This window comes from Ideonella lacteola (genome assembly GCF_038066555.1).
Taxonomy (GTDB): domain Bacteria; phylum Pseudomonadota; class Gammaproteobacteria; order Burkholderiales; family Burkholderiaceae_C; genus Ideonella; species Ideonella lacteola.
The window spans coordinates 297,565-322,026 of the sequence record NZ_JBBUTG010000005.1 but is presented as its reverse complement, the minus strand read 5'-3'; the positions used below and the strand labels follow the sequence as shown (position 1 = coordinate 322,026).

General features: G+C 66.8%; 22 protein-coding genes. 11 read left to right on the top strand and 11 right to left on the bottom strand.

Annotation, left to right across the window (positions count from 1 at the left end; genetic code table 11):
- Positions 1 to 98: 98 nt before the first annotated feature.
- Together AACH06_RS11490 and AACH06_RS11485 are read left to right on the top strand one after the other, a co-directional pair.
- Positions 99 to 1,676 carry a Y-family DNA polymerase gene (locus tag AACH06_RS11490; RefSeq protein ID WP_341425820.1) on the top strand — a complete coding sequence of 526 codons (1,578 nt, stop codon included), beginning with the start codon at positions 99 to 101 and terminating at the stop codon, positions 1,674 to 1,676.
- An 80-nt stretch (positions 1,677 to 1,756) separates the two neighbouring features.
- Positions 1,757 to 2,761 carry a DUF72 domain-containing protein gene (locus tag AACH06_RS11485; protein WP_341425819.1) on the top strand — a complete coding sequence of 335 codons (1,005 nt, stop codon included), beginning with the start codon at positions 1,757 to 1,759 and terminating at the stop codon, positions 2,759 to 2,761.
- A 401-nt stretch (positions 2,762 to 3,162) separates the two neighbouring features.
- Here the strand turns inward: AACH06_RS11485 and AACH06_RS11480 are convergent, their stop codons facing one another.
- A complete protein-coding gene (locus AACH06_RS11480; RefSeq protein WP_341425817.1) occupies positions 3,163 to 4,854 on the bottom strand; it encodes an AIPR family protein in 1,692 nt (563 codons plus the stop codon).
- A gap of 166 nt (positions 4,855 to 5,020) precedes the next feature.
- Here AACH06_RS11480 and AACH06_RS11475 point away from each other — a divergent pair, with 166 nt between their 5' ends.
- The 6 genes from AACH06_RS11475 (at position 5,021) to AACH06_RS11450 (ending at position 10,128) form a co-directional block, all read left to right on the top strand.
- Complete coding sequence (locus AACH06_RS11475) at positions 5,021 to 6,376, top strand: hypothetical protein (RefSeq protein ID WP_341425816.1); 1,356 nt, start codon at positions 5,021 to 5,023, stop codon at positions 6,374 to 6,376.
- A 2-nt stretch (positions 6,377 to 6,378) separates the two neighbouring features.
- Entirely contained in the window at positions 6,379 to 6,750 is a 372-nt protein-coding gene (locus tag AACH06_RS11470; protein ID WP_341425815.1) for a hypothetical protein, read from the top strand.
- 493 nt (positions 6,751 to 7,243) lie between these two features.
- Positions 7,244 to 8,623, top strand: coding sequence for a TAXI family TRAP transporter solute-binding subunit (locus AACH06_RS11465; protein WP_341425814.1), 1,380 nt, complete (start codon positions 7,244 to 7,246; stop codon positions 8,621 to 8,623).
- A 232-nt stretch (positions 8,624 to 8,855) separates the two neighbouring features.
- A complete protein-coding gene (locus AACH06_RS11460) occupies positions 8,856 to 9,170 on the top strand; it encodes an ArsR/SmtB family transcription factor (RefSeq protein WP_341425813.1) in 315 nt (104 codons plus the stop codon).
- Between the two features lie 2 nt (positions 9,171 to 9,172).
- Positions 9,173 to 9,637 (top strand): SRPBCC family protein, encoded by a 465-nt coding sequence (locus tag AACH06_RS11455; RefSeq protein WP_341425812.1) that lies wholly within the window; start codon positions 9,173 to 9,175, stop codon positions 9,635 to 9,637.
- Positions 9,638 to 9,711: 74 nt separating this feature from the next.
- Positions 9,712 to 10,128: a GFA family protein gene (locus AACH06_RS11450; RefSeq protein ID WP_341425811.1), complete on the top strand. Its 417-nt coding sequence runs from the start codon at positions 9,712 to 9,714 to the stop codon at positions 10,126 to 10,128.
- A 106-nt stretch (positions 10,129 to 10,234) separates the two neighbouring features.
- Here AACH06_RS11450 and AACH06_RS11445 read toward each other — a convergent pair whose 3' ends face one another.
- On the bottom strand, positions 10,235 to 11,533 hold the full coding sequence (locus AACH06_RS11445; protein WP_341425810.1) for an aspartate aminotransferase family protein: 1,299 nt from the start codon (positions 11,531 to 11,533) through the stop codon (positions 10,235 to 10,237).
- Between the two features lie 108 nt (positions 11,534 to 11,641).
- Between AACH06_RS11445 and AACH06_RS11440 the strand changes: the two genes are divergently transcribed.
- Entirely contained in the window at positions 11,642 to 12,499 is an 858-nt protein-coding gene (locus AACH06_RS11440; RefSeq protein WP_341425809.1) for a LysR family transcriptional regulator, read from the top strand.
- Positions 12,500 to 12,559: 60 nt separating this feature from the next.
- Here AACH06_RS11440 and AACH06_RS11435 read toward each other — a convergent pair whose 3' ends face one another.
- From AACH06_RS11435 to AACH06_RS11395, 9 genes are all read right to left on the bottom strand, one after another.
- A complete protein-coding gene (locus AACH06_RS11435; protein WP_341425808.1) occupies positions 12,560 to 13,327 on the bottom strand; it encodes an SDR family NAD(P)-dependent oxidoreductase in 768 nt (255 codons plus the stop codon).
- Positions 13,328 to 13,380: 53 nt separating this feature from the next.
- Positions 13,381 to 13,941 carry a flavin reductase family protein gene (locus AACH06_RS11430; protein WP_341425807.1) on the bottom strand — a complete coding sequence of 187 codons (561 nt, stop codon included), beginning with the start codon at positions 13,939 to 13,941 and terminating at the stop codon, positions 13,381 to 13,383.
- A 30-nt stretch (positions 13,942 to 13,971) separates the two neighbouring features.
- Positions 13,972 to 14,610 carry a pseudouridine synthase gene (locus AACH06_RS11425; protein ID WP_341425806.1) on the bottom strand — a complete coding sequence of 213 codons (639 nt, stop codon included), beginning with the start codon at positions 14,608 to 14,610 and terminating at the stop codon, positions 13,972 to 13,974.
- Positions 14,607 to 15,509: an alpha/beta hydrolase gene (locus tag AACH06_RS11420; protein WP_341425805.1), complete on the bottom strand. Its 903-nt coding sequence runs from the start codon at positions 15,507 to 15,509 to the stop codon at positions 14,607 to 14,609. Before AACH06_RS11420 ends, AACH06_RS11425 begins: the two co-directional genes overlap by 4 nt.
- A gap of 69 nt (positions 15,510 to 15,578) precedes the next feature.
- Positions 15,579 to 16,790, bottom strand: a complete 1,212-nt coding sequence (locus AACH06_RS11415; protein WP_341425804.1) for an ABC transporter permease — start codon at positions 16,788 to 16,790, stop codon at positions 15,579 to 15,581.
- Positions 16,790 to 17,512 carry an ABC transporter ATP-binding protein gene (locus AACH06_RS11410; protein WP_341425803.1) on the bottom strand — a complete coding sequence of 241 codons (723 nt, stop codon included), beginning with the start codon at positions 17,510 to 17,512 and terminating at the stop codon, positions 16,790 to 16,792. Before AACH06_RS11410 ends, AACH06_RS11415 begins: the two co-directional genes overlap by 1 nt.
- Positions 17,509 to 18,876: an efflux RND transporter periplasmic adaptor subunit gene (locus AACH06_RS11405; protein WP_341425802.1), complete on the bottom strand. Its 1,368-nt coding sequence runs from the start codon at positions 18,874 to 18,876 to the stop codon at positions 17,509 to 17,511. Before AACH06_RS11405 ends, AACH06_RS11410 begins: the two co-directional genes overlap by 4 nt.
- 36 nt (positions 18,877 to 18,912) lie before the next feature.
- Positions 18,913 to 20,340 (bottom strand): efflux transporter outer membrane subunit, encoded by a 1,428-nt coding sequence (locus AACH06_RS11400; RefSeq protein WP_341425801.1) that lies wholly within the window; start codon positions 20,338 to 20,340, stop codon positions 18,913 to 18,915.
- 325 nt (positions 20,341 to 20,665) lie between these two features.
- A complete protein-coding gene (locus AACH06_RS11395) occupies positions 20,666 to 21,439 on the bottom strand; it encodes a ferredoxin--NADP reductase (protein WP_341425799.1) in 774 nt (257 codons plus the stop codon).
- A 156-nt stretch (positions 21,440 to 21,595) separates the two neighbouring features.
- On the opposite strand from AACH06_RS11395, the gene AACH06_RS11390 reads away from it, so the two are divergent.
- Positions 21,596 to 22,858, top strand: a complete 1,263-nt coding sequence (locus AACH06_RS11390; protein ID WP_341425798.1) for a M20/M25/M40 family metallo-hydrolase — start codon at positions 21,596 to 21,598, stop codon at positions 22,856 to 22,858.
- A gap of 289 nt (positions 22,859 to 23,147) precedes the next feature.
- Positions 23,148 to 24,407 carry a M20/M25/M40 family metallo-hydrolase gene (locus AACH06_RS11385; protein ID WP_341425797.1) on the top strand — a complete coding sequence of 420 codons (1,260 nt, stop codon included), beginning with the start codon at positions 23,148 to 23,150 and terminating at the stop codon, positions 24,405 to 24,407.
- Positions 24,408 to 24,462: the final 55 nt, after the last annotated feature.

Sequence of the window (24,462 nt, the reverse complement as noted above, 5' to 3'; positions counted from 1 at the left end):
GCGTGCTTCCCGGGCCTCCCGGGTCTGACGGGCTTCCCCCGCGGCCGCTGAGCGGGCGAGCTGGGTGCCGCAGGTGCGCGGTCTTCTGGTGGGCGAGCATGCTCTGGGTTGGCTTTCATTTCCCCTCGTTGTCGCTGGAGGCCTTCAGTGCGCTGCTGGGGCACGAGCGGGCGGGTGAGCCGATCGCCCTGCAGGCCCAGCATCGCATCGCGGCGGTCAATGCCGCGGCGGCTGAAGGGGGGGTGAAGGCCGGCATGAAGCGCGCCACCGCCCTGGCGCTGGTGCCCGAGCTGATCCTGGGCACGGCCGACCCGCTGCGCGATGCCGAGGCCTTGCAGGCAGCAGCCCACGCCTTGCTGGCCTTCTCGCCCACGGTGGTGCCTGCGCCGCCGCATGGCCTGCTGATCGAAGTGCAGGCCAGCCTGCGCTGCTTTGGCGGCCTGGCACGCCTGTGGCAGCGCCTGGCCGAGGCTTTGGCACCCCTGGGGCACCGGTGGCAGCGTGCCTCGGCCCCCACGGCACTGGGGGCCCTGCTGCTGGCCCGTGAGGCTCACCAGGCCGACCCACCGGCCGCCTTGACCCGCTCGCCGCTGTGCTTGGCCGAGCCCGCCTGGGACGACCTGCACCAGCGGCTGTGGCGCCTGCCGGCCGCTGCCTTGGCCACCGATGCCTCGGCGCTGGCGCAATTCGAAGCGATGGGCCTGCGCACGCTGGGCGATCTGCGGCGCCAGCCACGCGCCGGGCTGGCTCGCCGATTCGGCCCGGAGCTGTTGACGATGCTCGACCGGGCCTGGGGCCTGGTGCCCGATCCGCTCGAGCCGATAGCGCCGCCCTTGCGCTTTCTCAGCCATGCCGATTTGTGGGCGCGGGCCGACCACACCGAGGCCTTGCTCGCGGGTGCGCAGGTGCTGCTGGCGCGCCTGCTCGCCTGGGCGCAGGCGCGCCATGCACGGGTGCAGAGCTTCGTGCTGCTGCTTCACCATGAAAGCCGGTTGAGGGCCAATTCGCAGGGAGAAGCCGGCGCCCACGTCAGCCGTCTCGAGATCATGCTGGCTGAGCCCACGGGCGATGCGCAGCACCTGCACGCCGTGCTGCGCGAGCGCCTGGCGCGTGAGCCACTGGCGGCCCCGGTGCTGTCGCTGAGCCTGGCTTGCGATGCGCCCGTGCTGGGCCCCCCGCCGAATGGCGAGCTGTTTCCCAGCCAGGCCGGCCAGCGTGAGGGCCTGCTGCGGCTGGTCGAGCGTTTGCAAGCCCGCCTGGGGCCTGAGGCGGTGCAGCGGCTGGCGGTGCAGGCCGATCACCGGCCCGAGCGCGCCAATGCCCGCCAGAGCTTCACCGCGCCCGACAAAACGGCATCGTTCACCTTCGCTACCCCCGGCGCCACCCCCAACGCCACTCTCAGCGCCTTACCCGCCCGGCTGACCCGCCCGGCCTGGCTGCTGGCCCAGCCCCAGCCCTTGATGGAGCGCCAGGCCCGCCCTTGCCTGGCGGGGCAGCCCTTGCACCTGCTGGCGGGGCCCGAGCGCATCGAGACCGGCTGGTGGGACGGCGATCTGGTCTGCCGGGATTACTTCATCGCCCAACCCGCCGACGGGCCCCTGCTCTGGATCTATCGGGTGCGCCCAGCGCCGCCACAGGGCGAGCCGGGCTGGTTCCTGCACGGGCGCTTCGGCTGACGCGGCAGCCGGGCCGGGTTGGGCCCGACTCGCGCCGGCCTCACGTGTCTCGGATACTGAACGCTCACCCGAGGCGCACCGTGGCCCACGAACTCACCCAAGACGATCTCTTTCCCGCCGAGCCCCCTGGCCCGGTGGGCCGCCGCCGCAATGTGCGCATCGGCACCTGCAGCTGGACCGACCCATCGCTGATCAAGGCCAAGACCTTCTACCCGCGCGGCTGCAGCAGTGCCGAACAACGGCTGGCCTACTACGCCAGCCAGTTCCCGATAGTCGAGGTCGACAGCAGCTTCTTCGCCTTGCCAGACCCTGTGCATGCCCAGCTGTGGGCCCAGCGCACGCCCAGCGACTTCGAGTTCAACGTCAAAGCCTTTCGCCTGCTCACCGGCCACCAGACACCGCCCGAGGTGTTTCCACCCGACATCAAGCCCCACCTGCCGCCCCTGTCTGGCCGCAAGAAGAACTACTACTACGCCGATTTGCCGAGCGAGTTGCGAGACGAGATCTGGTTCCGTTTCCTGCATGCCCTGAAACCTTTGCAGGCCGCACAGAAGCTGCGCGCGGTGCACTTCCAGTTCGCCCCCTGGGTGAACCGCACACCCGAGTGGCGCACGCATGTCGAGCACTGCGTCGAGCGCATGGCCGGGCAACTGGTGGCGGTCGAGTTTCGCAACCAGAGCTGGCTGGCCGAATCGCAGGCCGAGCGCACGCTGGCATGGGAGCGCGAGATGGGCGTGGCCCATGTGGTGGTCGACGAGCCGCAGGGCGTGGGCAACTATGCGCAGGGTGTCTGGAAATCGACCCACCCGGCGCTCTCGGTGGTGAGGCTGCACGGCCGCAACGCCGACACATGGATGGCCAAAGACCTGAAGGCCTCGTCCGAACGCTTCAACTACGAATACCCCGACCACGAACTGCAAGAGCTGGCCGCCCAGATCGACACCTTGGCCGAAGACGTGTTCGAACTGCAGGTGCTGGTCAACGTGAACTTCGAAGACCAGGGCATTCGCGCGGCGCAGAAGCTGGCGCGCATCATGCGCGTGCACGAGCAACCGGATTCAGCCAAGCCAAACGACGCGGCATAGCGCGGGCCAGCGCCAGCCCGACGCCAGGTCAACCGGACAACGTCGCCTGAAATGACGCGGGCGCTCTCACCAAAGGTGAAGAGCGCCCGCGGGTCTGAGTGTCAGAACCGGCTACAGGAGCTGGGGATCCCACCCAGACCGGGAGATTGAAGACATATCACCTCCTTTCGTAGTGCTGCGACGCCCGCAAGATGACACGGTTCGCTGCCGAGGTCAAGGCTGGTGCGGTGTGGGCCTGCGCTGTTCGCGTTGTCCGGTCGGTTCTTTGCTAACGCTAAGGGCGTGCGGGGGGGGGCGCAGCGGGTGCTGCCATACAGACCTAAGCTGCTAGCGGCCGCACTGATACGTGTGCTCGGCCGCCTTCGCAAGCTCCATTGAGCTGGCGGACTGACCTACCACCCTCAGACCAACGCAAGCATCTCGCCGAGAATGGCCTGCCTTTTGAGTCGGTCGCTCGTCACATCGCCGAGGCCGCTGCAGATGCCGGCCACGCGAGTGAAGATTTCGTTTGCCCGGGCACCGTGTTGCGCCATCGCGTCGATAACGGCCTGGGCTTGGCGCTCAACCTGGCGCGAGTTCAGCCTCGGCGCGTCTCGCCCGTTCACGATCGCCCAGACGACGGGCAGCATGTGCCACTTAAATCGCTTCAAGTTCTGCGGGATTGTGCTGTTAGACACCAACAGGGTGAAGCGGTACATGGTGATGCAGGCGGCGTAGAAGACGATCTCCTTGGTGTCGTCAGCGAAGATGATTCCCGTCAGTTCGTCGTACATCGTCTTCGGATAGCGCGCCGCAAGCTCAGGCCGATTGCACAACATGGCGGCGACGCATTTGGCCGCGTTGTGCAGCGAGAAGATACGCGTGTTAGGGATGTCCTGACCGACGTACTGCCGGTCGCGCCGTTCGAGGTAAAGGCGGCCTTCAGCGCCCTCGTACGTATTGAAGTACTGCTCGACCTTACGCACGATGGGGCGCAGCGACAGGAACTGCGTGTCCTCCACCTTCGTCTGGCTGTTCGTGGCACGGACCAGCTCAGAGAAGACATCCTCAAGCTGCGTCTCGACGACCTTGATGTTCACCATCACGTCGCCCAAGGTCGCTCGGTTCTCGAAGAGTACGTTCGAGGTCTGGCACCCATTCACGATCTGGAAGTTCGTCAGGTGCAGCGTGTTCCCCTGAAGCTGCACGTCGGGGCTGACGATGGTGATGCCGTTGTTCAACACGGGAAAGCGGCTCGAGGTCTCCGAGGCCAGCGTAGCGGCGATGGACTGGTTGACTGTGTTGTCCAAGCCGAGAAATGCGCGCACGTTCTCCTCGAACACCTGTGTGCGCAGGTTCCCGTCCTCGGTCATCAGCACGTTGTTGACGAAGTCGCTCGCCCGGACGACCGCGAGGTAGGCCTCGTCGATACCGGCGATATTGGGCAGCGCAGCCGTGCTGAACGCAGGCAGGCTCGCATTGACGCCCGAGTACGTTCCGACCCACAGCCGAGTTAACTCATCGCGGTCGACGAACTTGATGTCGATGTCATGAAAGATACCAAGGGCCTCCACCTGCCGGTGGAAGTCGGCCAGCGCCACCTCAAGAGCATCCGGCCTCTGGTAGATGCCAGTCGCGACAAACCGCGCGATCAGCGAGGGGCGGCCATTGCGCAGCTTGGGCACCTGGCGCAGCACGACATCGAACATGCCCCGCGACTCGACCAGCACTTCGTCCGTTGCAGGGTAAAGGGCGGCCGTCGCGAAACGGAGCACGCCTTCTTTGAACTTGAGGAAATCGCCCAGGTCGAAGCCCTCACTTCGCTTCGCCTGAATGAAAACCATGTCTACGTCGTGGTTGCGGCGGGGTGATGCGAAAACGGCTTGCGCGTCCTCGATGGAAGCGGTGACGGCTTCGTCGATCGCTATGGCGATCCCGTCGATTCCCTCGTCACCGGTTCCCGTCACAACCTCGTCGAGGTCGAACGTGCCGCTGAATCGGTTCGAGATGACGCAGTAGGTCGCGAACTTCTCGAACTGCTTGGCCTCGTCGTCCGCTTCAAGCGAGAAGCTAGCGACGAAGCTTTCCAGGTGCGCCTTGACGATGCGGTGCATGATGCAATCCTCCGCGCTAGAGTGTAGCCAGCGGGTCTAATGCAACTGCGAGAAGAACTCGGCTGGTGGTTCCTCAAGGCGATGTATTGCAGTGCGCTGCGGATGGGCGGAAACTGGCTGACGTGTTTAGCGCTGGCCCTAGCCGGCCTCGGACGAGGTACTCGCCATGCGTTCCCACGTAGATCCGTGTACGTTCGTCGTGTTCCTGCACGTTGATGGTGCAGCGATTGATGGTGCGCTGGCAAAGGAGTTGCGGAGTAGGATCTTCCAGCAAGGTGAGTCTCCGAATGAATTGCTAGCCCGCCTGCCGATTCGCACCCAGCAGGTGCGGTTTCACGAGGACTATCACTACTGGCAGGGGCTCAGGCTTCCATTCGTATATCGATATGCCACCCTCGCACTTCGGCAAGCCACGCGAGCGTTTACGCATCTGTCCCGGCAAGAGCGGACTTATTCGAAGTGGGACTGCGTGCTGCCCGAGTTCGAACGGATGAGTCTTGACATGCGCGTCGGTCGGTACGGCAGTCATCTGGTATGCGGGGGTGACGAGGCGCGATTCCCGGCGGAAGTTGTCGAGGAAGTTCGGATTAGTCCTTTGGATTTACTGGAATGCGCGACATCCCTCGCTGAGTTTCAGGTCACGCAAGAGGGTAGTCGAACTGACCCGGTGGTCTTTGCCCGTTGGTGCAAGCGCAACCCCGCGACGCTTGAACCCTATAAGTTCGCTGCAGCGTACTTGGCTGACCCAGCATTGGCATTGCGCTGCATCCTCCCTCTGATCAATGCGACTTTCCATACCAGCGAACCAGTGCGAACCTTCGTCGAACTACTGGGAAGGCTATGGGGCATGTTCTCGACGCGAAAAGACGATGCTCGCAAGTTTCTGGCCCAGCCGGAGCCGTGCCGCTGGCGAGACCTCTTTGAACATTTGCTGGGCCAGTTGCCCTACGAGGCCGAGGCGAACGCCGACGGGTACATTCTTGGCAGTCCGTACCATCGGATTGGCTTGGACGAATGGGTTGGCGGTGCGATCACCGCGGAGGATGGCGGTCGTCTGGTTCACCCGTTTCTTGGCGTCCAGGCTCGTTTGTGGACGGAAGAACAAAGGGCTTCCCCGGAGATGGGATTGCTTATGGACCAACCCGCCTGGGCAACTGCGGAAACTTTCTGGAGGGCCAGGCAGAGGTTTGGCCCCACCCTGACGGTGTATCGCATCCACTTTGACGACGGCGAGAGTCGGACGTTTGTCTCAGGCATTCCCGATGGCAGCGGCTTTGTCTCTTCGGGGCTCAGTGGGGCGTCTGACTGGCGTGGATTCTTGGCAGACTTTATGACCATGTATGGTGCCGTTCGGCGTGCCAGCGGAGCGCACTTTGATGAAGGCCAGCGCACCTGCCATCACAAGCAGTGTCCGCACTACGAAGACAACTTCTGTAACTCGTATCTCATCATTCCGCAGGAACACCCGAACTGCGGCTTCCCAACTCGCATTGCGAGACTTGTCGACACTTTGAAGAACTGATCATGGCGACACTAATGTTGGATGCGGGGAGGTACACAGAGGACCTCCTCGCCTTTTTGACAAACGAGCTTGATAACGAAATTCTTGACCAGATTGAGATCGAGCGTCGAAACCTAAAGTCTGAGAAACTTGCCACCGAGCCGGTCACCGTTGCAGCGACACTGACGCTCGCGACGACCGCCGTCGTGGTGGTTGGTCGAATCATCGAGCGTTGGCTGGAGAATCGGCGGCAACTTGACCAACTGCGTGTCGTGGCAAACGGCTTCAATCAATCGGACGAGGCCGGAAGAGCCCTGGCGGCGCTTGGGAAGGAGAATGCCAAGGTCGCGGTCACTTATGGCATGCCGAGTACACAGAGACAGCGCGAGAAGTAGGCGTCCACAGCCGATCCCATCCTCTCTTCGCCTGCCTGCCCACGTTCCCCATTTATTCTGACAGTGTATCGAGCGTCAGCCTCCGCAATGTGACTACACGTGCATTCAAGTGGCGACTGGTGAATTGGCTGGAAGCCCGCCGTGTCGATGGATCAGATTGATCGACTGCTTTTCGGCAATGAGTTTGTCGACTCGTAAGTTCCCATTGGGTCGATGGCTGCCACTCGAAGTGTTCCAAGCGTCCTACTGCAATCAGTCTGAGGCCGACCTCGCGCAGGGCGAACCCGCGTCGGCTGCGAAACGCGGCGCAACAGTGCGCCAGCACGCCTCGAATACGATGGGCCCATCCTTCGTCGGCAAAGGCCCAACCCATGCGATGCATCGGCATCCCGATCGTGTTCACCCCGGTTGCCATCACCCCTGTGGGGGCTCATGCGTGTGAGCGAGTCTGGCTCACGTCAGCCCAGGCCTACCTTGCGCAACCGGGCAGGCCATGACGCCGATTCAGCAATGGCATGCCACGCGCAGCCTGCGCCTGCTGCTGCAGACGCTGCGCGACATGATGGTCTCGTTGGGCCCATCGCTGCTGCTGGGTGGCGGCCTGCTCGTGGCGGCCTACTGGTGGCTGGATCCGCAGCCTCCGCGCCAGGTGAGGCTGGCCACCGGCCCGGCGGGAAGTGCCTATGCCGGCTTCGGCGAAGGCTACGCGAAGGCCCTGGCGCGCGAGCACATTGCGGTGCAGCTGATCGCCAGCGAAGGCGCGCAGGACGATCTGGCGCATCTGCGCGCGGGCACGGCCGATGTGGGCTTTGTACGTGGCGGCATGGCCGATCCGGCGGCTGACACCGAGGCCGGCATCGTTTCGCTGGGCAGCCTGTTCTACGAGCCGATCTGGATCTTCTATCGCCGCGACCTTGGCATCGCGCGTCGCCAGCCGGGCGGCGAGCTGCAGCGCCTGGGCCAGTTGCGCGGCCTGCGCGTCAATGTGGATCAGGACGGCAGCGGGGTACCGCAGATTGTGGAGAAGCTGCTGGCGCTGAACCAGCTGAAGCCTTCCGATCTGCGCCTGTCCAATCTCGCGCCCGATGCCGCCGGCGCGGCGCTGCGCCAGGGGCAATTGGACGCCGCGGTGTTGATCTCGGCGCCGCAGTCCAGCCTGATCCGCGCGTTGCTGCGCGACCCAGCCATTGCGCTGATGGGCTTCGAGCAGAACGAGGCCTATTCGCGGCACCTGCCTTTCCTCTCCACGGTGACGCTGCCGCGCGGTGTGGTCGACATGGCGGCCGATTTCCCGCCTCATGATGTGCCTTTGCTGGCCACCACCACGGCGCTGTTGTCCCGCGAGCAGACGCACCCCGCGCTGCGCCAGCTGTTTGCGCAGGCGGCCTTGGGGCTGCACGGTGAGGCCGGCTGGTTCAATGGCACGCGCGACTTTCCCAACACCCGCACCAGCGAGCTTCCGGTCAGCGCCGAGGGCGACCGCGCGATCAACGGCACACCGCCGGCCTGGGCGCGCTACCTGCCTTTTTGGGCGGGCAATCTGCTGGAACGCATGTGGCTGGTGGTCGGCGGCCTGCTGGTGCTGATGCTGCCGCTGTCGCGCGTCGTGCCACCGCTCTATACCTTCCGAGTGCGCTCGCGCGTGTTCCGCTGGTATGCGCGACTGCGCGAGGTGGAAGCCAAGCTGGAAACCGGCACGGCCGAGGGCGACGCCTTGCTCAACGAGCTGGACGAGTTGGACCGTGTCGCACACCGCATTGCGGTACCGCTCTCCTATGCCGACGAGCTTTACACGCTGCGCAACAACATCTACGCGGTGCGCAAGCGCTTGATGGCACAGCGGGCACGGGCAACGGACGGGCCGACGGGCTGATCAACGAGCAGCGCCGTGGGCGTGCGGGCGTGTCCGGGGCGTCCAGATGTCTTGACGCCGAACATTGCCTTCTGGCTTGGGATCTTGCACGTGGCCCGTGGCTCGCGGCGCGTGACCTGCCCGCGGGAGTCTGCATGGCTCTTGGTAAGCCATCCGGGTACATCTCAAGGGCGGTGGGGCTTTTGACATGCAGGCAAATGCCTGCATAATGACAACAACGACGACGGACGCAATGGACATCGACAAGGTCTTCAAGGCGCTGGGCGACCCAACACGGGTGAAGGTGCTGGATCTGCTGCATGAACGAAACGGGCAGACCCTGGGCGAACTCTGCGAACACTTGGAGATGTCGCGGCAGTCGGCCACGCAGCACATCGGGGTGCTGGAGGCCGCCAACCTGGTCACGCCCGTCTGGCGCGGCCGGGAGAAGCTGCACTTCATCAACCCGATGCCGCTGCACGAGGTCTACGAGCGGTGGGTGCGCAAGTTCGAGCGACAGCGGCTGAGCCTGCTGCACGACCTGAAGAAACAACTCGAAGGAGAGTGACCATGGAAAGCGAGAAGACGAGCTTCGTCTACGTGACCTACATTCGATCGACGCCGGAAGAGGTGTTCGAGGCCATTGCCCAGCCTGAGGTCGCGCGGCGCTATTGGGGGCACGAGAACATCTCCGACTGGAAGCCCGGGTCCGACTGGCAGCACGTGCGGGCCAACGAGCAGCGCACCGTCAACGTGATCGGCAAGGTGGTCGAAGTCGTGCCGCCGACGCGGCTCGTCATCACCTGGGCCAGTCCGTCGCGCGCTGACGACCCTGCTGCGTACAGCCGTGTCACCTTTGACATCGCACCCTACGACGGCATGGTGCGTCTGACTGTCAGCCACGATGAACTCGAGGCCGGCAGCGGCATGGCCAAGGGCATCCAGCACGGCTGGCCCATCGTGCTGTCCAGCCTCAAGTCGTTGCTCGAGACCGGGCAAGGCATCGACGTCTTTGCCAAACCCAAGGGCGTTTGAATGGCGCCATATCCGAACGCATTCAAACCGCCCCTTCTGATCGGCGCACCCTCCAACGCACCCCGGAGCTCTCCATGACTCGACCATTCGCCGGCGGCTGTGCCTGCGGCGCAATTCGCTTCGAGACGCCTCACGCGCCTGTCTTTCAGAACCACTGCCAATGCGGCGACTGCCAACGTCGAAGCGGTACGGGACACGGCTCGTACCTGACGTTCCCGGCGCGCCAGGACATGAAGATCACCGGGGCCGCTTCGCACTGGGAGGTGGCGGGCGATAGCGGCAACCTCAAATCCCATGCCTTCTGCCCGGTCTGCGGCACACCGGTCTATCTGACCTTTGCCGCCATGCCGGACTTCGTCGCGGTTCCGGCGACCAGCCTCGATGAGCCGTCGCGTTTCGAGCCCCAGGTATTGACTTACAGCGCGCGCGGGTTGCCGTGGGATCGCATGGATCCGTCGTTGCCGGCATTCGAACGCATGCCGACGCCGTAAGCGCGGAATATGCCCTCCGGCCCCTTCTGCAAGCGGTGAGATGCCGTGCGCGGCCAGTTCAGCTCAGCTCAATCAGATTGCTCGACCCTATCGCCCCACACGCCCCTCACACCACCTTCTCAATCGCCAGCCGCAACAGAGCCAGGCCGAGATCGATCTCTTCGTCGCTGACGGTCAGGGGTGGTGCAATGCGGAAGACGCCGCCCATGCCGGGCAGTTGCACGATGTTCATGCTTAGCCCCAGCCGCATGCACTCGCGCGTGATGGCGGTGCCGAGGTCGGGTGCGGCTTGTTTGCTGGCGCGGCTCTTCACGATCTCAATGCCCAGCAGCAGCCCGCGGCCGCGGACGTCGCCGATGCAGTCGCTGGTCTCCTGCAGCGCTCTCAGGCCGAGCTCAAGCCGCTGGCCGGCGATGCGGGCGCGTTCGATCAGGCGGTCGCGTTGCACCACCTCCAGCACCTTGAGGCCCACAGCGGCGGGCAGGGGGTCGGAGACGTGCGTGGTGTAGAAGAGAAAGCCACGGTCGTGACACGCTTCTTCGATGGCGGCCGAGGTGAGCACAGCGGCCAGGGGCAGGCCCGCCCCCAGTGTTTTCGACAGCGTGAGGATGTCGGGCACCACACCGTCGCGTTCGCAGGCCAGCATCATGCCGGTGCGGCCCACGCCGGTTTGCGCTTCGTCGAGGATCAGCAGCATGCTTCGCTCGACGCATTTGGCTTTCAGGGCCGCCAAGTAGCCCAGTGGCAAATCGATGAGGCCGCCTGAGCTGAGGATGGGTTCGGCGATGAAGGCGGCCAGGTTGCCGCTGGATTGGCGATCGATCAGGTCGAAGGCGTAGTCGAGTTCGGCCTGCCAATCGAACTGACCATTGCGTTCGAAGCGAGGCCGATAGGGGTAGGGGGCCGGAATGGCGAACGAGCCCACGGCGGACGGGCCATAGCCTTTGCGCCCGGCGCTGTAGGTGGCCGATGCGGCGCCGCCCGTCATGCCGTGCCACGATTGGGCGAAGCTCACCACCTCGAACTTGCCGGTGTAGAGCTTGGCCATCTTGATGGCCGCTTCGTTGGATTCGGCGCCGGTGCTCAGCAGCATCACACGGTCCAGCCCAGCTGGCGTGGCCTCGACGAGGCGGGTGGCCAGGTCGACCACCGGGCGGCTGAGCATGCCGCTGAAGAGATGGTCCAGCCGATGGGCGTGCTCGGCCACCACGGCGGCGACCTCGGGGTGCCCGTGGCCGAGCAGCGAGCTCATCTGCCCGGAGGTGAAATCGAGGATGGCGCGGCCATCGGCGTCGTAAACGAAGCTGCCCTGCGCCCGCTCGATGATCAGGGGCTCGAAGGTGCCGCCGTAGCGGATGAGGTGGCGGGCGTTGTTCCAGAAGGCGGGCTCGGCGTTGCGGGACATCGTGCGCTCTCGGTGGTGGAAAACGCCGCCAGCGTAAGGTTGGCGTACACGCCAGAAAAGCTAATATTTCTGAACCCAGCTATCAGCCGCGATGACGGCTTCGACCGCATGAGCCGACACCTGGACATCGACTTGCTGCGCACGTTTGTGGCCATCGCCGAGACGCGCACACTGGGCCGTGCGGCCGACCAGGTGGGCCGCACGCAGGCGGCTGTCAGCATGCAGGTGAAGAAGCTGGAAGAGATGCTGAACCAGCCACTGCTCAACCGCACGGGCCGGGGCGTCACGCTCACGCTGCACGGTGAACGGCTGCTGGGCCATGCGCGCACGATCTTGCGCCACCACGATGCGGCGGTGGCCGATGTCTCGGGCGCCGGCCTCAGCGGCACGCTGCGCTTCGGTTGCCCCGATGACTACGCGGCCGCGTTCCTGCCGCACATCCTGCGCAGCTTCGCCGGCCTGCATCCTCAGGTGTTCGTCGAGGTGTATTGCGCGCCCACGCCCCGGCTGCAAGAGCAATTGGCCAAGCACGCGCTCGACCTGGCGCTGATCTCCACCGCCGACACCGGTGCGGCCGCTGCCATCTTGCGCCGCGAGCCGCTCGTGTGGGTGGGCAACCGGCACGACGACGCGGCCTCGCGCGAACCATTGCAGCTCGCGTTGTCTGACCCTGACACGCTCGATCACCGCTGGGCCTGCGAGAGGCTGGAAGCCGCCGGGCGCCCCTATCGCGTGGCGTATGCGAGTGGCGCGATGTCGGGCCTGCTGGCGGTGGTGCGCTCGGGGCAGGCCATCGCCGTGCTCACGCAGGCCGCCGTGCCGGACGACCTGCAGGTGCTGCCCACCAGCCGCCAGTTGCCTCGGCTGCCCACGGTGGGGCTGACCATCCGCTTCGATCTGCCGCGCCCTCCGGCGCTGGTCTTGGAGTTCGCCGAGCAGTTGCGCCGGATCGTGCCGGCGCTGTGAGGCGACGCCCGGGTGGCGCCGGGCCGCTCGCCTGCCCGACGCAGTGGTCCACGCGGCCGCTCAAGCGTCGCGCACGTCGCCGACGGGCGCCTGGCCGAAGTCGGCCCGGTCCAGGTAGGCCAGCACTTTGGCGGCGGCGGTGTCGGGGGTGTCCAACTGGTTCTGGCTCTTGAACTGGGCGAAGCGCTCTTGCTCGGGAAAGGCGCTGGGGTCGGCGCTGCGCAGTTGCACCTGCATGTCGGTGTCGATGATGCCGGGCGCGAGCGAGACGACGCGTGCCCCGTGGGGCACCGCGCCCTGTTCGAGGGCCAGTGCGCGGGCGAAGTGATCCATGCCGGCCTTGGCGGCGCAGTACACGGCGCTGCCGGCCATGGCGCGCCGGCCCAGGCCCGACGAGATGAGCAGCACCTTGCGCTGGCCCGGCCAACCCGTGGTGCCTTGCAAGAAGGCACCGCTCAGCAGCACGGCCGCTTCCAGCCCGACGCGCAGGCCGCGCGCGGCTTCGGCCCACGGTGTCTTTTCAAGCGGGCCGGGCGTGGTCACCACGCCGGCGTTGTTGATGAGGCTAACGCTGGCGTAGGCCTGCCCATCGTGCGAGCCGAGCCAGGTGGCCAGCTGCTTGGCGGCGGCCTCGGGCTCGGCGAGGTCGAATCGCCATTGGGTGAGCTTGCCGCCGCTGCTGCCCTCGCGGGCGGCGAGCGCGGCCAGCTCGGGGGAAGCCTGGCGCGAGATGCCGATGACGTGGTGGCCTTCGCGCAGGCGTTGGGCTGCCATCGCAGCACCCAGCCCGCGCGAGGCGCCGGTGATCACGGTGAGGTGGTGGAGCATGGTGTGCGCAGTGAAAGGGATCAGAGATCAAAGAGGAGTAGCGGGCCGGGGGCTCACTTGCTGCCATCGACCGGCTGGCCGATGGCGAAGAACTGGCCGCCAGCAATGTGGTGGAGTGTGCGCAGGTGGTCGTGGCCCTCGAAATGCCAGCGGCCGGATGAGAACACCCGGCTCAGCGCCCAGGCGCCCGTCACCTGGCCGAGAAAGAGATCGAAGCGGCCTTCTTGTTCGGGTTGGGGCAGTCGCTCGCAATCGAGCCACGCCACGCAGCCGCTGACCAGGGGTGAATGGGCGGCGGGCTCGTCCAGCGTGTGCAAGCCGTAGGCGGCGAACTTGTCCTGATCGCGGCCGCTGTGCGTGCCCACCGCATTCACGATGCGGGCCTGGGCCTGGCACGGCACGCTGAGCGCGAAATGATTCGAGGCTTCGACCAGCTCGCGGGTGTAGGTGGCTTTGTCCAGCACCACCGCCACCTTGGGCGGTTCGAAATCCAGCGGCATGGCCCAGGCTGCGGCCATCACGTTCTGGCGGCCATCGTGCTGGGCGCTCACCAGCACGGTGGGGCCGTGGTTGAGCAATCGGTAGGCCTTGGGCAGATCAACGGGTTGGCGCATGCGGGGTGACCGGTGACGGCGGAAGGTGGGTCAGAACGGGCAGGGTGCGCGCAGTGTGAGGGCGCTTTCGCCCGCCGGATGAGGCAGTGTCAGGCACTCGGCATGCAGCAGCAAGCGAGGGGACATCGCCAGCACCTCGGCCGGGGCGTAGAGCTCGTCGCCGACGATCGGATGCCCGATGGCCTGCATGTGCACGCGCAGTTGATGCGAGCGGCCCGTGAAGGGGATGAGTTCGAGCCGGGCGGTGGCGCCGTCGGCCGCGGGTTGCAGCACCCGCCAGTGGGTGGTGGAGGGCTTGCCGCGTTCGAAATCGACCATCTGCCGGGGCCGGTTGGGCCAGTCGCAGATCAGCGGCAGTTCCACCGTGCCGGTGTGGGCGGTGGGGACGCCGGCCACGATGGCCAGGTAGCGCTTGTCCACCCGGCGTTCGGCGAAGGCGGCGCTGAGGCGGCGCTGCGCCTCGGGGCCGCGGCCGAAGACCAGCACGCCCGAGGTGCCCATGTCCAGCCGGTGGACGATGAGGGCATCGGGCCACACGGCCTGCACCCGGCTGGCGGCGCAGTCGGCCCGCTCGGGCCCTCGGCCGGGCACCGAGAGCATGCCCGCGGGCTTGTCGACGGCGATGAGTTGCTCATCGGCCCAGAGCACGGGCAGGCCGGCGGGGCTCACGGCGTGGTGCGAGCGGGCTGCGAGGCCGATGCGGCGGGGGGCAAGGGCGCGAACAGGAACTCGAGCACCTTCGGCAGCTCGGCACGCCAGGCCGCCTCGTTGTGTTGCGCTTCGGGCACGATGTGCAAGGTGACTGCGCCTGGCTCGGGGCGCTGGGCGGCGGCCAGCGCGTGCATGCGCTGCACGTTCGGCACGGCCTGCTCGTCTTCTTTGCCGCCCATCGAGAAATACACGCGCGTGCCGGCTGCAAGCGGCTGGCGGGCCGCGAAATTGTAGATGCCGGGGTCGGCCGTGGCATAGGCCGGCGACAGCACGCCAGCGCGGCTGAAGACCTGCGGGTAGCGGTGGATCGCGTAGTCAGAGATCAGGCCGCCCATCGAGCTGCCGATGATGGCGGTGTCTTGCGGGCCGGTGAGCGTGCGGTACTGGCGGTCGATGAGGGGCTTGAGCTTGTCGACGATGAAGCTCAGGTAGGCCTCGCCCTCACCCGCGCCATAGGTGGGGTTGTCGAACGGGTTCAGCTCGCGACGGCGGTGCTCGCCACCGTTGTCCACCCCGACCACGATCACCTCCAGGCCCCGCTGGGCGGCCATCTCGTTGAGGGTCTCGTCCACCCCCCATTCGCCGGCATACGAGGTGGCCTCGTCGAACAGGTTTTGCCCGTCGTGCATGTAGATGACGGGGTAGCGCTTGTCGCTCGTGCCGTAGCTGGGCGGCAGGTAGAGCCGCACATTGCGCTGCCGGTTCAGCACGGGGATCATGAACGGCGTCACCAGCACGGTGACGCCGCGGCCGGCGGTGTGGGGCTTGGGCTCGGGGGTGGAGGCGCAGCCTATCAGCATCGAGGCGCTGATCAGCAGGGCCGCAGGAAGGGAGGGCAGCAGGGGCAGTCGTTTCATGGCGGCAGCGAGACGGACACGCGGTGTGGCGACCGCGGCACTCTACGCGAAAGCCCCTCCTCGGCCCGCTTACTCGTGCCGCAGCGCCTCGATCGGGTCCAGCCGGGCGGCGCGGCGGGCCGGGAAGTAGCCGAACACCACGCCAATGGCGGCCGAGAACACGAAGGCCAGCAGGTTGATGCCCGGGTTGAACAGATAGGGCATCTGCATCAGCGCGGCCAGTGACACCGAGGCCAAGGTGGCCAGCACCACGCCGGCCAGCCCGCCCAGCGACGAGAGCACCACCGCCTCGATCAGGAACTGCATCAGCACCTCGCGTTCGAGCGCCCCAATGGCCAGGCGCACGCCGATCTCGCGGGTGCGTTCGGTCACGCTGACCAGCATGATGTTCATGATGCCGATGCCGCCCACCAGCAGGCTTACCGCGGCCACCGCGCCCAGCAGCGAGGTCATCAACTGCGTGGTGCCCGACAGCGTCTGGGCAATCTGGGCCGTGTCCAGCACGTTGAAGTTGTCGTCGGCGTCTTCTGCGAGCTTGCGCCGCTCGCGCAGCAGGTTCGTCAGCGCGTTGGTGATGCGGCTGGCGTCGGCACCATCGCGCATCGACACGAGGATGGTGTTGATGCGCGTCGTGCCGCTGACCCGGCGCTGCGCGGTGCGCAAGGGGACGATGATGGTGTCGTCCTGGTCCATGCCCATGGCCGCCTGGCCCTTGGCGCCCAGCGTGCCGATCACCTCGCACGAGAACGATTTGATGCGCACCTGCTCACCCAGCGGGTCCGACGAGGCGCCAAACAGCTCGCGCCGCACCGTGGCACCGATCACGCACACCGCCGCGCCGCTGGCCTCTTCTTCATCGCTGAAGTGGCGGCCGCTGGCGATCGTCCAGTTGCTGGTGGTGAAGTAGTCGTTCGTGCTGCCCGTGACGGTGGTCGCCCAGTTCTTGCCATTGCCCACCACGGTGACGCCCGAGCGCACTTCCGGCGCCACCGCCTTCAGCCCGCCGATCTGCGAGCGGATGGCGTCGATGTCGCTCTCTTTGAAGGCCGGCGCGCCGGCACCGCCCATGCCGGGGCCCAGGCGTTGCCCGAGCCGCACCATCAGCAGGTTGCTGCCCAGGCTGCTGATCTGGTCGCGCACCGCCTGCGTGGCGCCATTGCCGAGCGTGACCATGGTGATCACGGCCGCCACGCCGATGACGATGCCCAGCACCGTGAGGAACGAGCGTAGCAGGTTGCGGCGGATTTCGCGCAGCGCCAGCAGCAAGGTGTTGCCCCACATCACGCCACCCCTTCGGCGACGGGCGCGGTGGCCTCGTCGCGCTCGATGCGGCCATCGCGGAAATAGACGATGCGACGCGCATGCGCCGCCATGTCGGGCTCGTGGGTCACCATCAGCACGGTGATGCCCTGCTCCCGGTTCAGGCGGTCGAGCAGCTCCATGATCTCGACGCTGCGGGCGGTGTCGAGGTTGCCGGTCGGCTCATCGGCGAGCAGCACGGTCGGCCGGGTCACGATCGCGCGCGCGATGGCCACGCGCTGCTGCTGGCCGCCAGAGAGCTCTGCCGGCGTGTGCGTCTCCCACCCTGCCAGCCCCACCTCGGCCAGGGCAGCGCGCGCGGCCGCGTGGCGCTGGGCGGCCGGCTCGCCCCGGTACAGCAGAGGCAGCTCGACGTTTTCCAGCGCAGTGGTGCGCGCCAGCAGGTTGAAGCCCTGGAAGACGAAGCCGAGGTGCCGGCGCCGCAGGCGAGCCCGTGGGTCGCGCCCCAGGCGCTCGATGGCGATGCCGTCGAACTGGAACTGGCCGCTGGTGGGCGTGTCCAGGCAGCCCAGCAGGTTCATCACCGTGGACTTGCCCGAACCGCTCGGGCCCATGACGGCGACGAACTCGCCGCGCTCCACGTCGAGATCGACCCCCTTGAGCGCCTGGAAGGCCACGGCGCCCTGGCCGTAGGTCTTGGTCACGCCCCGCAGGCGGATCAGCGGCGGTGCCTCACCACTCATCGTGCGCCGCCTTGCTGCTGGTCGATGATCACCGCCATGCCCTCGCGCACGTCGGGGCCGGAGACTTCAGTGAGTTTGCCGTTCGACAGGCCGGCCGTCACCGTCACGGCCTTGGGCACGCCGTCCTGCAGTGTCCAGATCTGGCGTTCGCGGCCGGCGGCGTGCTCGGTACCACCTCCCGCACCACCGGCGGGGCGAGCGCGCCGCTGCTGCAGGCCGGGCGGGCGAGGCATGAGTTGCGAGACGATGCTGCCCCCGCCTGAGCCCCCGCCGCCGGGCGCGGCCGCGCCGCCCTTGGCTGCGTTGTCGGCGCCCCCCGGGGCGGCCGGGCTGAACGAGAACGCCGTGTTCGGCACCCGCAGCACTTGCGGCCGTTCGGTGGCGGCGATGGTGGCGGTGGCCGTCATGCCGGGCCGCAATGTGAGATCGGGGTTCTCGACCAGCAGTTGGGTGGTGTAGGTGACCACGTTGTCGGTGGTGGTCGAGCCATAGGCCACGCGGCTGATCTTGGCCGGATAGCGCCGGCCGGGCCACGCGCTGACGCTGAACTGGGCCGTCTGGCCCTCCTTCACCTGGCCCACGTCGGCCTCGTCCACATTGACCGACAGCTTCATCTGCGTGAGATCTTCGGCCATGGTGAACAGCGTCACGGCCTGCAGCGAGGCGGCCACCGCGTTGCCCGGGTCGACGCTGCGGGTGAGGACGACGCCATCGATCGGCGCGCGGATCGAGGCCTTCTCCAGGTTGGTGCGGTCGGTGCGCAGCGTGGCTTCGGCCTGGGCCACGTTGGCCCGGGCGCTCGCCTCGGTGGCCTCGGCCTGGGCCAAGGTGGCGCGGGCGTTGTCGAGCTCGGTGGCGGCCGGCAGCTTCCCGCCGGACAGGCGCTGCACCTCTTCCAGCCGCCCGAGGGCGGCCTTGGCCTGCTGGGCGGTGGCCACCGCCTGGGCGACAGAGGCCCGGGCGCTGCGCAGGGCGGCTTCGGACTTGGCGACTTGGTCGGCGAATTTGGCCGTGTCCAGCCGCACCAGCACCTGGCCCTTCTTGACCCGGTCGTTGACGTCGACGAGCACCTCGCTCACGGTGCCTGAGAGTTCGCTGCCGATGTTGACCGAGCGTGTGGGCTGCAAGGTGCCGTTGGCGGTGACCTGCAGCGAGACGTCGCCACGGGTGACGGGCTCGGTGACGTAGTGCGGTGCAGCCTGGCGCTGCTGCGCACGCTGCCACGCCAGGCCACCGGCCACCAGCGAGGCGGCCAGGCCCACGGCCACCCAGGTGGAGCGGCGCTTCCATCGCGGGCGGGTGTCGCCGAGCAGCCAGTCAGGCGCCTGGCGATCGTCTGGAGAGGAGGAGGGGGCTTCAGACATGGGAAAACAGCCGAGGACGGCAGAAAACGGGAGGAATCAGGACGAGGCGGCGGCGCGGGGCGTGTCGGTGGCTTGCCAGCCGCCGCCCAGCGCCTTGTAGAGGCGCACCAGCTGCAACGAGACATCGGTGGCGCCGGACTGCAGCGCCAGCCGCGCACTCAGCTCATTGCGCTGCGCTTCCAGCAGGGTGGCGAAATCGGTCAGGCCCGCTTGGTGCTGGGCCTGGGTGCCGGCCAGCGTGGCCCCGGCGGCGTCGGCCGCCTGCTGCAGGGCGTCGGCGCGCGCCCGGCCGCTTTGCAGCGTGGCGAGGCTGTCTTCCACATCTTTCACGGCGGAAAGCACGGCCGCGTCGTAGCTGCTGCGGCTGGCATCGAGCAGCGCCTGCTGCTGCGCCACCTGGGCTTGCCTGGCGCCGGCGTCGAAGAGTGTCCAGTCGACCGCCGCGGCCAAGGTGGCCAGGCCCGCACCGGCGGACGACAGCCCGCCCACCGTCAGCGCCTGCAGGCCCAGAGAGCCGGTGAGGCTGAGGCCCGGGAAGCCGGCGCGCCGGGTCTGCTCGGTGCGGGCCCAGGCGCCGCGCACCTGGGCCTCGGCGGCCTGCAGGTCGGGTCGGCGGCGCAGCAGGTCAGCGGGCAGGCCGATCGCCAGCCGCTGCAGGGCGGCAGTGGCCTGCGGCACCCGGCCGGCCCCGGCGGAGAGTGGCGGCTGCCACTGGCTCTTCCATTGCGCGGGCGACAGGCCAAGCAGCAGAGCCATGGTGTGCTCATAGCTGGTTATCTCATCGGTGAGCGCGATCAGGCTGGCGCGGGTCTGCTCGACGGCCAGGCGCGATTGATCCACGTCAAGGCCGCTGGCCAGGCCGGCCTGCGCCTTCCACTGCGCCAACTGCCTCGTCTGCTCAAGGCTGGCGAGGCTCTCACGGGTGATGCTCTCGCGCGCCTGCGCATTGCGCCACTGCAGGTAGGCCAGCGCCAGTTCGCCCGAGAGGCTCACCTGGGTGGCCGCCACATCCGCCTGGGCCGCCTGCTCGTCGGCTTGCGACGCCGTCAACGCGGCACGCTGGGTGCCTGCCAGATCGGGCTCCCAACTGGCGTTGAGGCTCAGGCGGTAGGTGTTGTTGCCGGTCTGCCGGGTCGTGTTGCGGGTGGCGCTGCCCGAGGTGCCGACGACCGGCGAGAAGCCGGATTCGGTGGCCGCGCGCGCCGCCTGGGCGGCACGCAGATTGGCCTGGGCGATTTTCATGTCGAGGTTGGCCGCCAGTGCCTGGCGCACCAACGATTCGAGCGAGGGGTCGTCGAACTGTTGCCACCAGTGGGCCAATGCGCTGGCATCGGGGCCTGTGCTGGCGGCCAGGGGCTCGGCATGTGCCCAGTGGGCGAGGGCGTTCGCGTTGACGGCTGGAGCCACCTCGGGCGGTTGCAGCGCGGTCGCGCAGGCGGCCAGCAGCAGGGGGCTGAGCAGCACCGCGGCGCGGCGCGTGAGGGCTGTGGCCGGGGCTGGCGAATCGGCCCGGGAGTGCGGTGAAGAGCGGCCCCGGAAGGCAGCGGGGCTGCGGGGGGCTGTCAGGCCGGGGTGGCTGTCAAGACCCGAGGGGCGGAAGGGGGAAGAGAGGCGTGTAGACGGTCGGCGCATTCGTGACGCACGGCCCTTGTCAGCCAGTGCGTAACTTCATGTTGCCGGGCCGATGCAAGCCCCTCGCGTCCCGTTTGTAAAGTTGCCCGGAACGGGCATGCAGCCTGCCCCACGGCGGTGCCTCGCAAGGCACCGCCATCGGCGCGTCACTGTCGCGTCACTGGTCGACGAAGGCCCGCTCGATCACATAGTCGCCCGGGGTGGAGGTGTTGCCCTCCTTCAGGCCGCGGGCTTCCATCATCACCTTCAGGTCACGCAGCATCGCGGGGCTGCCGCAGATCATCACGCGGTCTTCGGCGGCATTGAGCGCCGGCAAGCGCAGGTCGTGGGCCAGTTGGCCGTTTTCGATCACCGTGGTGACGCGACCCTGGTGCTTGTAGGCCTCACGGGTGACGGTGGGGTAGTACAGCAGCTGGCGCGTGACCATTTCGCCGAGGAACTCGTGCGCTGGCAGGTCGCGGGTGAGGTAGTCGTGGTAGGCGAGCTCGTTCACTTCGCGCACACCGTGCACCAGGATGACCTGCTCGAACTTCTCGTAGGTCTCGGGGTCGCGCACGATGCTCAAGAAGGGCGCCATGCCGGTGCCGGTGGACAGCAGGTACAGCCGCTTGCCGGGGGTGAGGTAGTCGATCAGCAGGGTGCCCGTCGGCTTGCGGCCGACGATGATGCTGTCGCCCGGCTGGATGTGCTGCAGGCGCGAGGTCAGCGGGCCATCGGGCACCTTGATGCTCAGGAATTCGAGGTGCTCTTCGTAGTTCGCGCTGACGATCGAATAGGCCCGCAGCAGCGGTTTGCCCTCGACGCGCAGGCCAATCATCGTGAAGTGGCCGTTCGAAAAGCGCAACGAGCTGTCACGGGTGGTGGTGAAGCTGAACAGGCGGTCAGTCCAGTGGTGCACGCTCAACACGCGCTCTTCATTGAAGGCACTCATGCTCGACAGGGATTGAGAGAGTCAAAAAAGATAAAGGCCAGCGCCTTGGGGATACCCAGCGGCAGCAAACCCAGTATTGTCGCCGAGCCTGATGCGGGCCCCCGACCGCAGGGCAATCCGGCCCCTTTGACTGATTTCCAGTGACAAGGAGACATCATGAAGAAACTACACCGCGCCGCCCTGTTGACCAGCACGCTGGCCACCTGTTTCATGGCTTCCGCCCACGCCGGACCGATGGTCTGGGCCTCGATGGGTGAAGACGCCTACCGCTTCCTGCGCCGCGCTGGCGCCGATCTGCAGCAGGTCGAGCCGTTCTCGGTGTCGATCCGGGCTCCCCAGGCCGATGGCCGGGTGGGCCGCCGCGACGAAACCGTTTACCTGATGCAGGTGGACGAAGACGCGCTGCCGCAACTCTCGCGAGATGTGCACGAAAAGCTGGGCAATTGCGCCGGCTTCATGGTGCACGCGACCCGCGCCGAGGGCCGCCAAGCTGTTCAGGGCTTCCGTGAGGCCGCTCAGCGGGGCGTGAAGCCGTTGATCAGCTACGCGATCGACAACGACGCCGAAGTGACCCCGCTGCTGTCGCAGATTCAAGAGAGCAACATCCGCGCGACGATCGAGCAGCTGTCGACCGGCTACAAGAACCGTTACTACACCACCTCGGGCGGTGTGTCAGCGAGCGATCAGCTGGCCGCCAGCTGGCGCGCCCTGGCGGGTTCGCGCACCGACGTGACGGTGTCCCAGTTCACCCACCCGAGCTGGCCGCAGAAGTCGGTGATCCTCGAGATCAAGGGCACCACCAACCCCGGCAAGATCGTGGTCATCGGTGGTCACCTCGATTCCATCCTGCTGAGCGGAACCAACGAGAACAGCATCGCCCCGGGCGCCGACGACGATGCGTCGGGCGTGGCCTCGCTGCAAGAAGCGATGCGGGTGCTGCTGTCCAGCGGCTACAAGCCCAAGCGCACGCTGCAGTTCATGGCCTATGCGGCCGAAGAAGTGGGCCTGCGGGGTTCGCAGGGCATCGCCACCGACTACAAGAACAAGGGCAAGAAGGTCGTCGGCGTGCTGCAGCTCGACATGACGAACTACCAGGGCTCGTCGAGTGACATCACGATGATCACCGACTACACCAACTCGGCCCAGAACAAGTTCGTGAAGGACCTGGCTGCCCACTACCTGCCCACGCTGAAGGTCAACGAAGACCGCTGCGGCTACGCCTGCTCGGACCACGCTTCGTGGACCAACAAGGGCTATGTCGCTTCGTTCCCCTTCGAAGCGCCGCTGGCCAACGACAACAAGCTGATCCACACCAGCAACGACACGCTGGCCAAGTCGGGCAACAACGCCAACCATGCGTTGAAGTTCTCGAAGCTGGCGCTGGCCTACCTGGTGGAGCTGGGCAGCGACGGCAAGTAAAGGGCGTGAGGCCCCGGGCCCTGGCGCGCGCGGCGCCAGGGCTTGAATCTTCGGCACCGGCAACCCCGGTGCCTTTTTCTTGGCGCGCTTTTCACGAGCCACAGAGTTCGGCGCCTTCCGTGCATCCAGCAGCCAGAGCCGTGGCGTGCGACCGAAAACCTTTGGACACGGGCCGACATCGCACGAACAGGCCGAGACCCGGTAAGGTCGCAGGGCCCTTTCACGGGCCCCCGACCGTGGTGGGGCCAAAAGCCCTATTGACTGATTGGACAGTGACAAGGAGACATCAATGACATCACGCCGTGCTGCCTGGGTGGCCACCACCCTGGCAAGCTGTTTCGCCGCTTCTGCCCATGCGGGCCCGATGGTGTGGGCCTCGATGGGTGAAGACGCCTACCGCCTGTTGCGCCGCGCCGGCGCCTCGTTGGAGCAGGTGGAGCCCCTGTCGGTGACCGTCCGCGCACCGCAGGCTGATGGCCGTGTGGGCCCCCGCCAGGAGTCGGTCTACCTGATGCAGGTGGACGAAGAGGCGCTGCCCCGACTGTCGCAAGACATCCACGAGCGCCTGAACCGCTGCGGCGGCTTCATCGTGCATGCGAGCCGCGCCGAGGGCCGCCAGACCATCGCCCGGCTCGGCCGCGCTGCGCAGCCTGAGACCACCCTGGGCGTCAGTTACGCGATTGACGACCAGACCGAGGTGAACTCGCTGCTGCCGCAGGTGCAGGAGAGCAACATCCGCTCGACCATCGTGAGCCTGTCGACCGACTACAAGAACCGCTACTACACGACCACGGGCGGCATCGCCGCCAGCGACCAGCTGCTGCAGAAGTGGAAGGCGCTTGCCGGCAACCGCACCGATGTGACGGTGAAACAGTTCGATCATCCGAGCTGGCCGCAAAAGTCGGTGATCCTGGAGATCAAGGGCACGACGAACCCCAACAAGATCATCGTCGTTGGCGGCCATCTGGACTCGACGATCGGTTGGACCAACGAGAACAGCATCGCGCCGGGTGGGGATGATGACGCCTCGGGCATCGCCTCGCTGCAAGAGGCGATGCGCGTGCTGCTGTCCAGCGGCTACAAGCCCAAGCGCACCATCCAGTTCATGGCCTACGCCGCTGAAGAGGTGGGCCTGAAGGGATCGGCCGCGATCGCTGCCGACTACAAGGCCAAGGGCAAGAAGGTGATCGGCGTGATGCAGCTGGACATGGCCAACTACAAAGGCACGTCCAACAGCGACATCACCTTGATGACCGACTACTCGAGCGCCGCGCAGAACCAGTTCATCAAGGACCTCGTCGCCACCTACCAGCCGACGCTGAAGCTGACCGAAGACCGCTGCGGCTACGCCTGCTCGGACCACGCTTCGTGGACGAACCAGGGCTATGCCGCGTCGATCCCCGCGGAGGCGCTGTACGACGACACCAACCCCTACATGCACACCGCCAACGACACCATCAGCAAGTCGGGCAACAACGCCAACCACGCGTTGAAGTTCGCCAAGCTCGCGCTGTCATTCGCGGTGGAACTGGGCAGCGACGGCAAGTAGGCCAAGTGGCACGACCGCCGCGGAGGCGGCGGCTTCGAATGCAGCCATGGGGCGC

Excerpts from the sequence above, each read along its gene's own strand:
- AACH06_RS11490 (WP_341425820.1), top strand. The coding sequence starts at position 99 with ATGCTCTGGGTTGGCTTTCATTTCCCCTCGTTGTCGCTGGAGGCCTTC.
- AACH06_RS11480 (WP_341425817.1), bottom strand. The coding sequence starts at position 4,854 with ATGCACCGCATCGTCAAGGCGCACCTGGAAAGCTTCGTCGCTAGCTTC.
- AACH06_RS11475 (WP_341425816.1), top strand. The coding sequence starts at position 5,021 with ATGCGTTCCCACGTAGATCCGTGTACGTTCGTCGTGTTCCTGCACGTT.
- AACH06_RS11470 (WP_341425815.1), top strand. The coding sequence starts at position 6,379 with ATGGCGACACTAATGTTGGATGCGGGGAGGTACACAGAGGACCTCCTC.
- AACH06_RS11465 (WP_341425814.1), top strand. The coding sequence starts at position 7,244 with ATGACGCCGATTCAGCAATGGCATGCCACGCGCAGCCTGCGCCTGCTG.
- AACH06_RS11460 (WP_341425813.1), top strand. The coding sequence starts at position 8,856 with ATGGACATCGACAAGGTCTTCAAGGCGCTGGGCGACCCAACACGGGTG.
- AACH06_RS11455 (WP_341425812.1), top strand. The coding sequence starts at position 9,173 with ATGGAAAGCGAGAAGACGAGCTTCGTCTACGTGACCTACATTCGATCG.
- AACH06_RS11450 (WP_341425811.1), top strand. The coding sequence starts at position 9,712 with ATGACTCGACCATTCGCCGGCGGCTGTGCCTGCGGCGCAATTCGCTTC.
- AACH06_RS11445 (WP_341425810.1), bottom strand. The coding sequence starts at position 11,533 with ATGTCCCGCAACGCCGAGCCCGCCTTCTGGAACAACGCCCGCCACCTC.
- AACH06_RS11440 (WP_341425809.1), top strand. The coding sequence starts at position 11,642 with ATGAGCCGACACCTGGACATCGACTTGCTGCGCACGTTTGTGGCCATC.
- AACH06_RS11435 (WP_341425808.1), bottom strand. The coding sequence starts at position 13,327 with ATGCTCCACCACCTCACCGTGATCACCGGCGCCTCGCGCGGGCTGGGT.
- AACH06_RS11430 (WP_341425807.1), bottom strand. The coding sequence starts at position 13,941 with ATGCGCCAACCCGTTGATCTGCCCAAGGCCTACCGATTGCTCAACCAC.
- AACH06_RS11420 (WP_341425805.1), bottom strand. The coding sequence starts at position 15,509 with ATGAAACGACTGCCCCTGCTGCCCTCCCTTCCTGCGGCCCTGCTGATC.
- AACH06_RS11415 (WP_341425804.1), bottom strand. The coding sequence starts at position 16,790 with ATGTGGGGCAACACCTTGCTGCTGGCGCTGCGCGAAATCCGCCGCAAC.
- AACH06_RS11410 (WP_341425803.1), bottom strand. The coding sequence starts at position 17,512 with ATGAGTGGTGAGGCACCGCCGCTGATCCGCCTGCGGGGCGTGACCAAG.
- AACH06_RS11405 (WP_341425802.1), bottom strand. The coding sequence starts at position 18,876 with ATGTCTGAAGCCCCCTCCTCCTCTCCAGACGATCGCCAGGCGCCTGAC.
- AACH06_RS11395 (WP_341425799.1), bottom strand. The coding sequence starts at position 21,439 with ATGAGTGCCTTCAATGAAGAGCGCGTGTTGAGCGTGCACCACTGGACT.
- AACH06_RS11390 (WP_341425798.1), top strand. The coding sequence starts at position 21,596 with ATGAAGAAACTACACCGCGCCGCCCTGTTGACCAGCACGCTGGCCACC.
- AACH06_RS11385 (WP_341425797.1), top strand. The coding sequence starts at position 23,148 with ATGACATCACGCCGTGCTGCCTGGGTGGCCACCACCCTGGCAAGCTGT.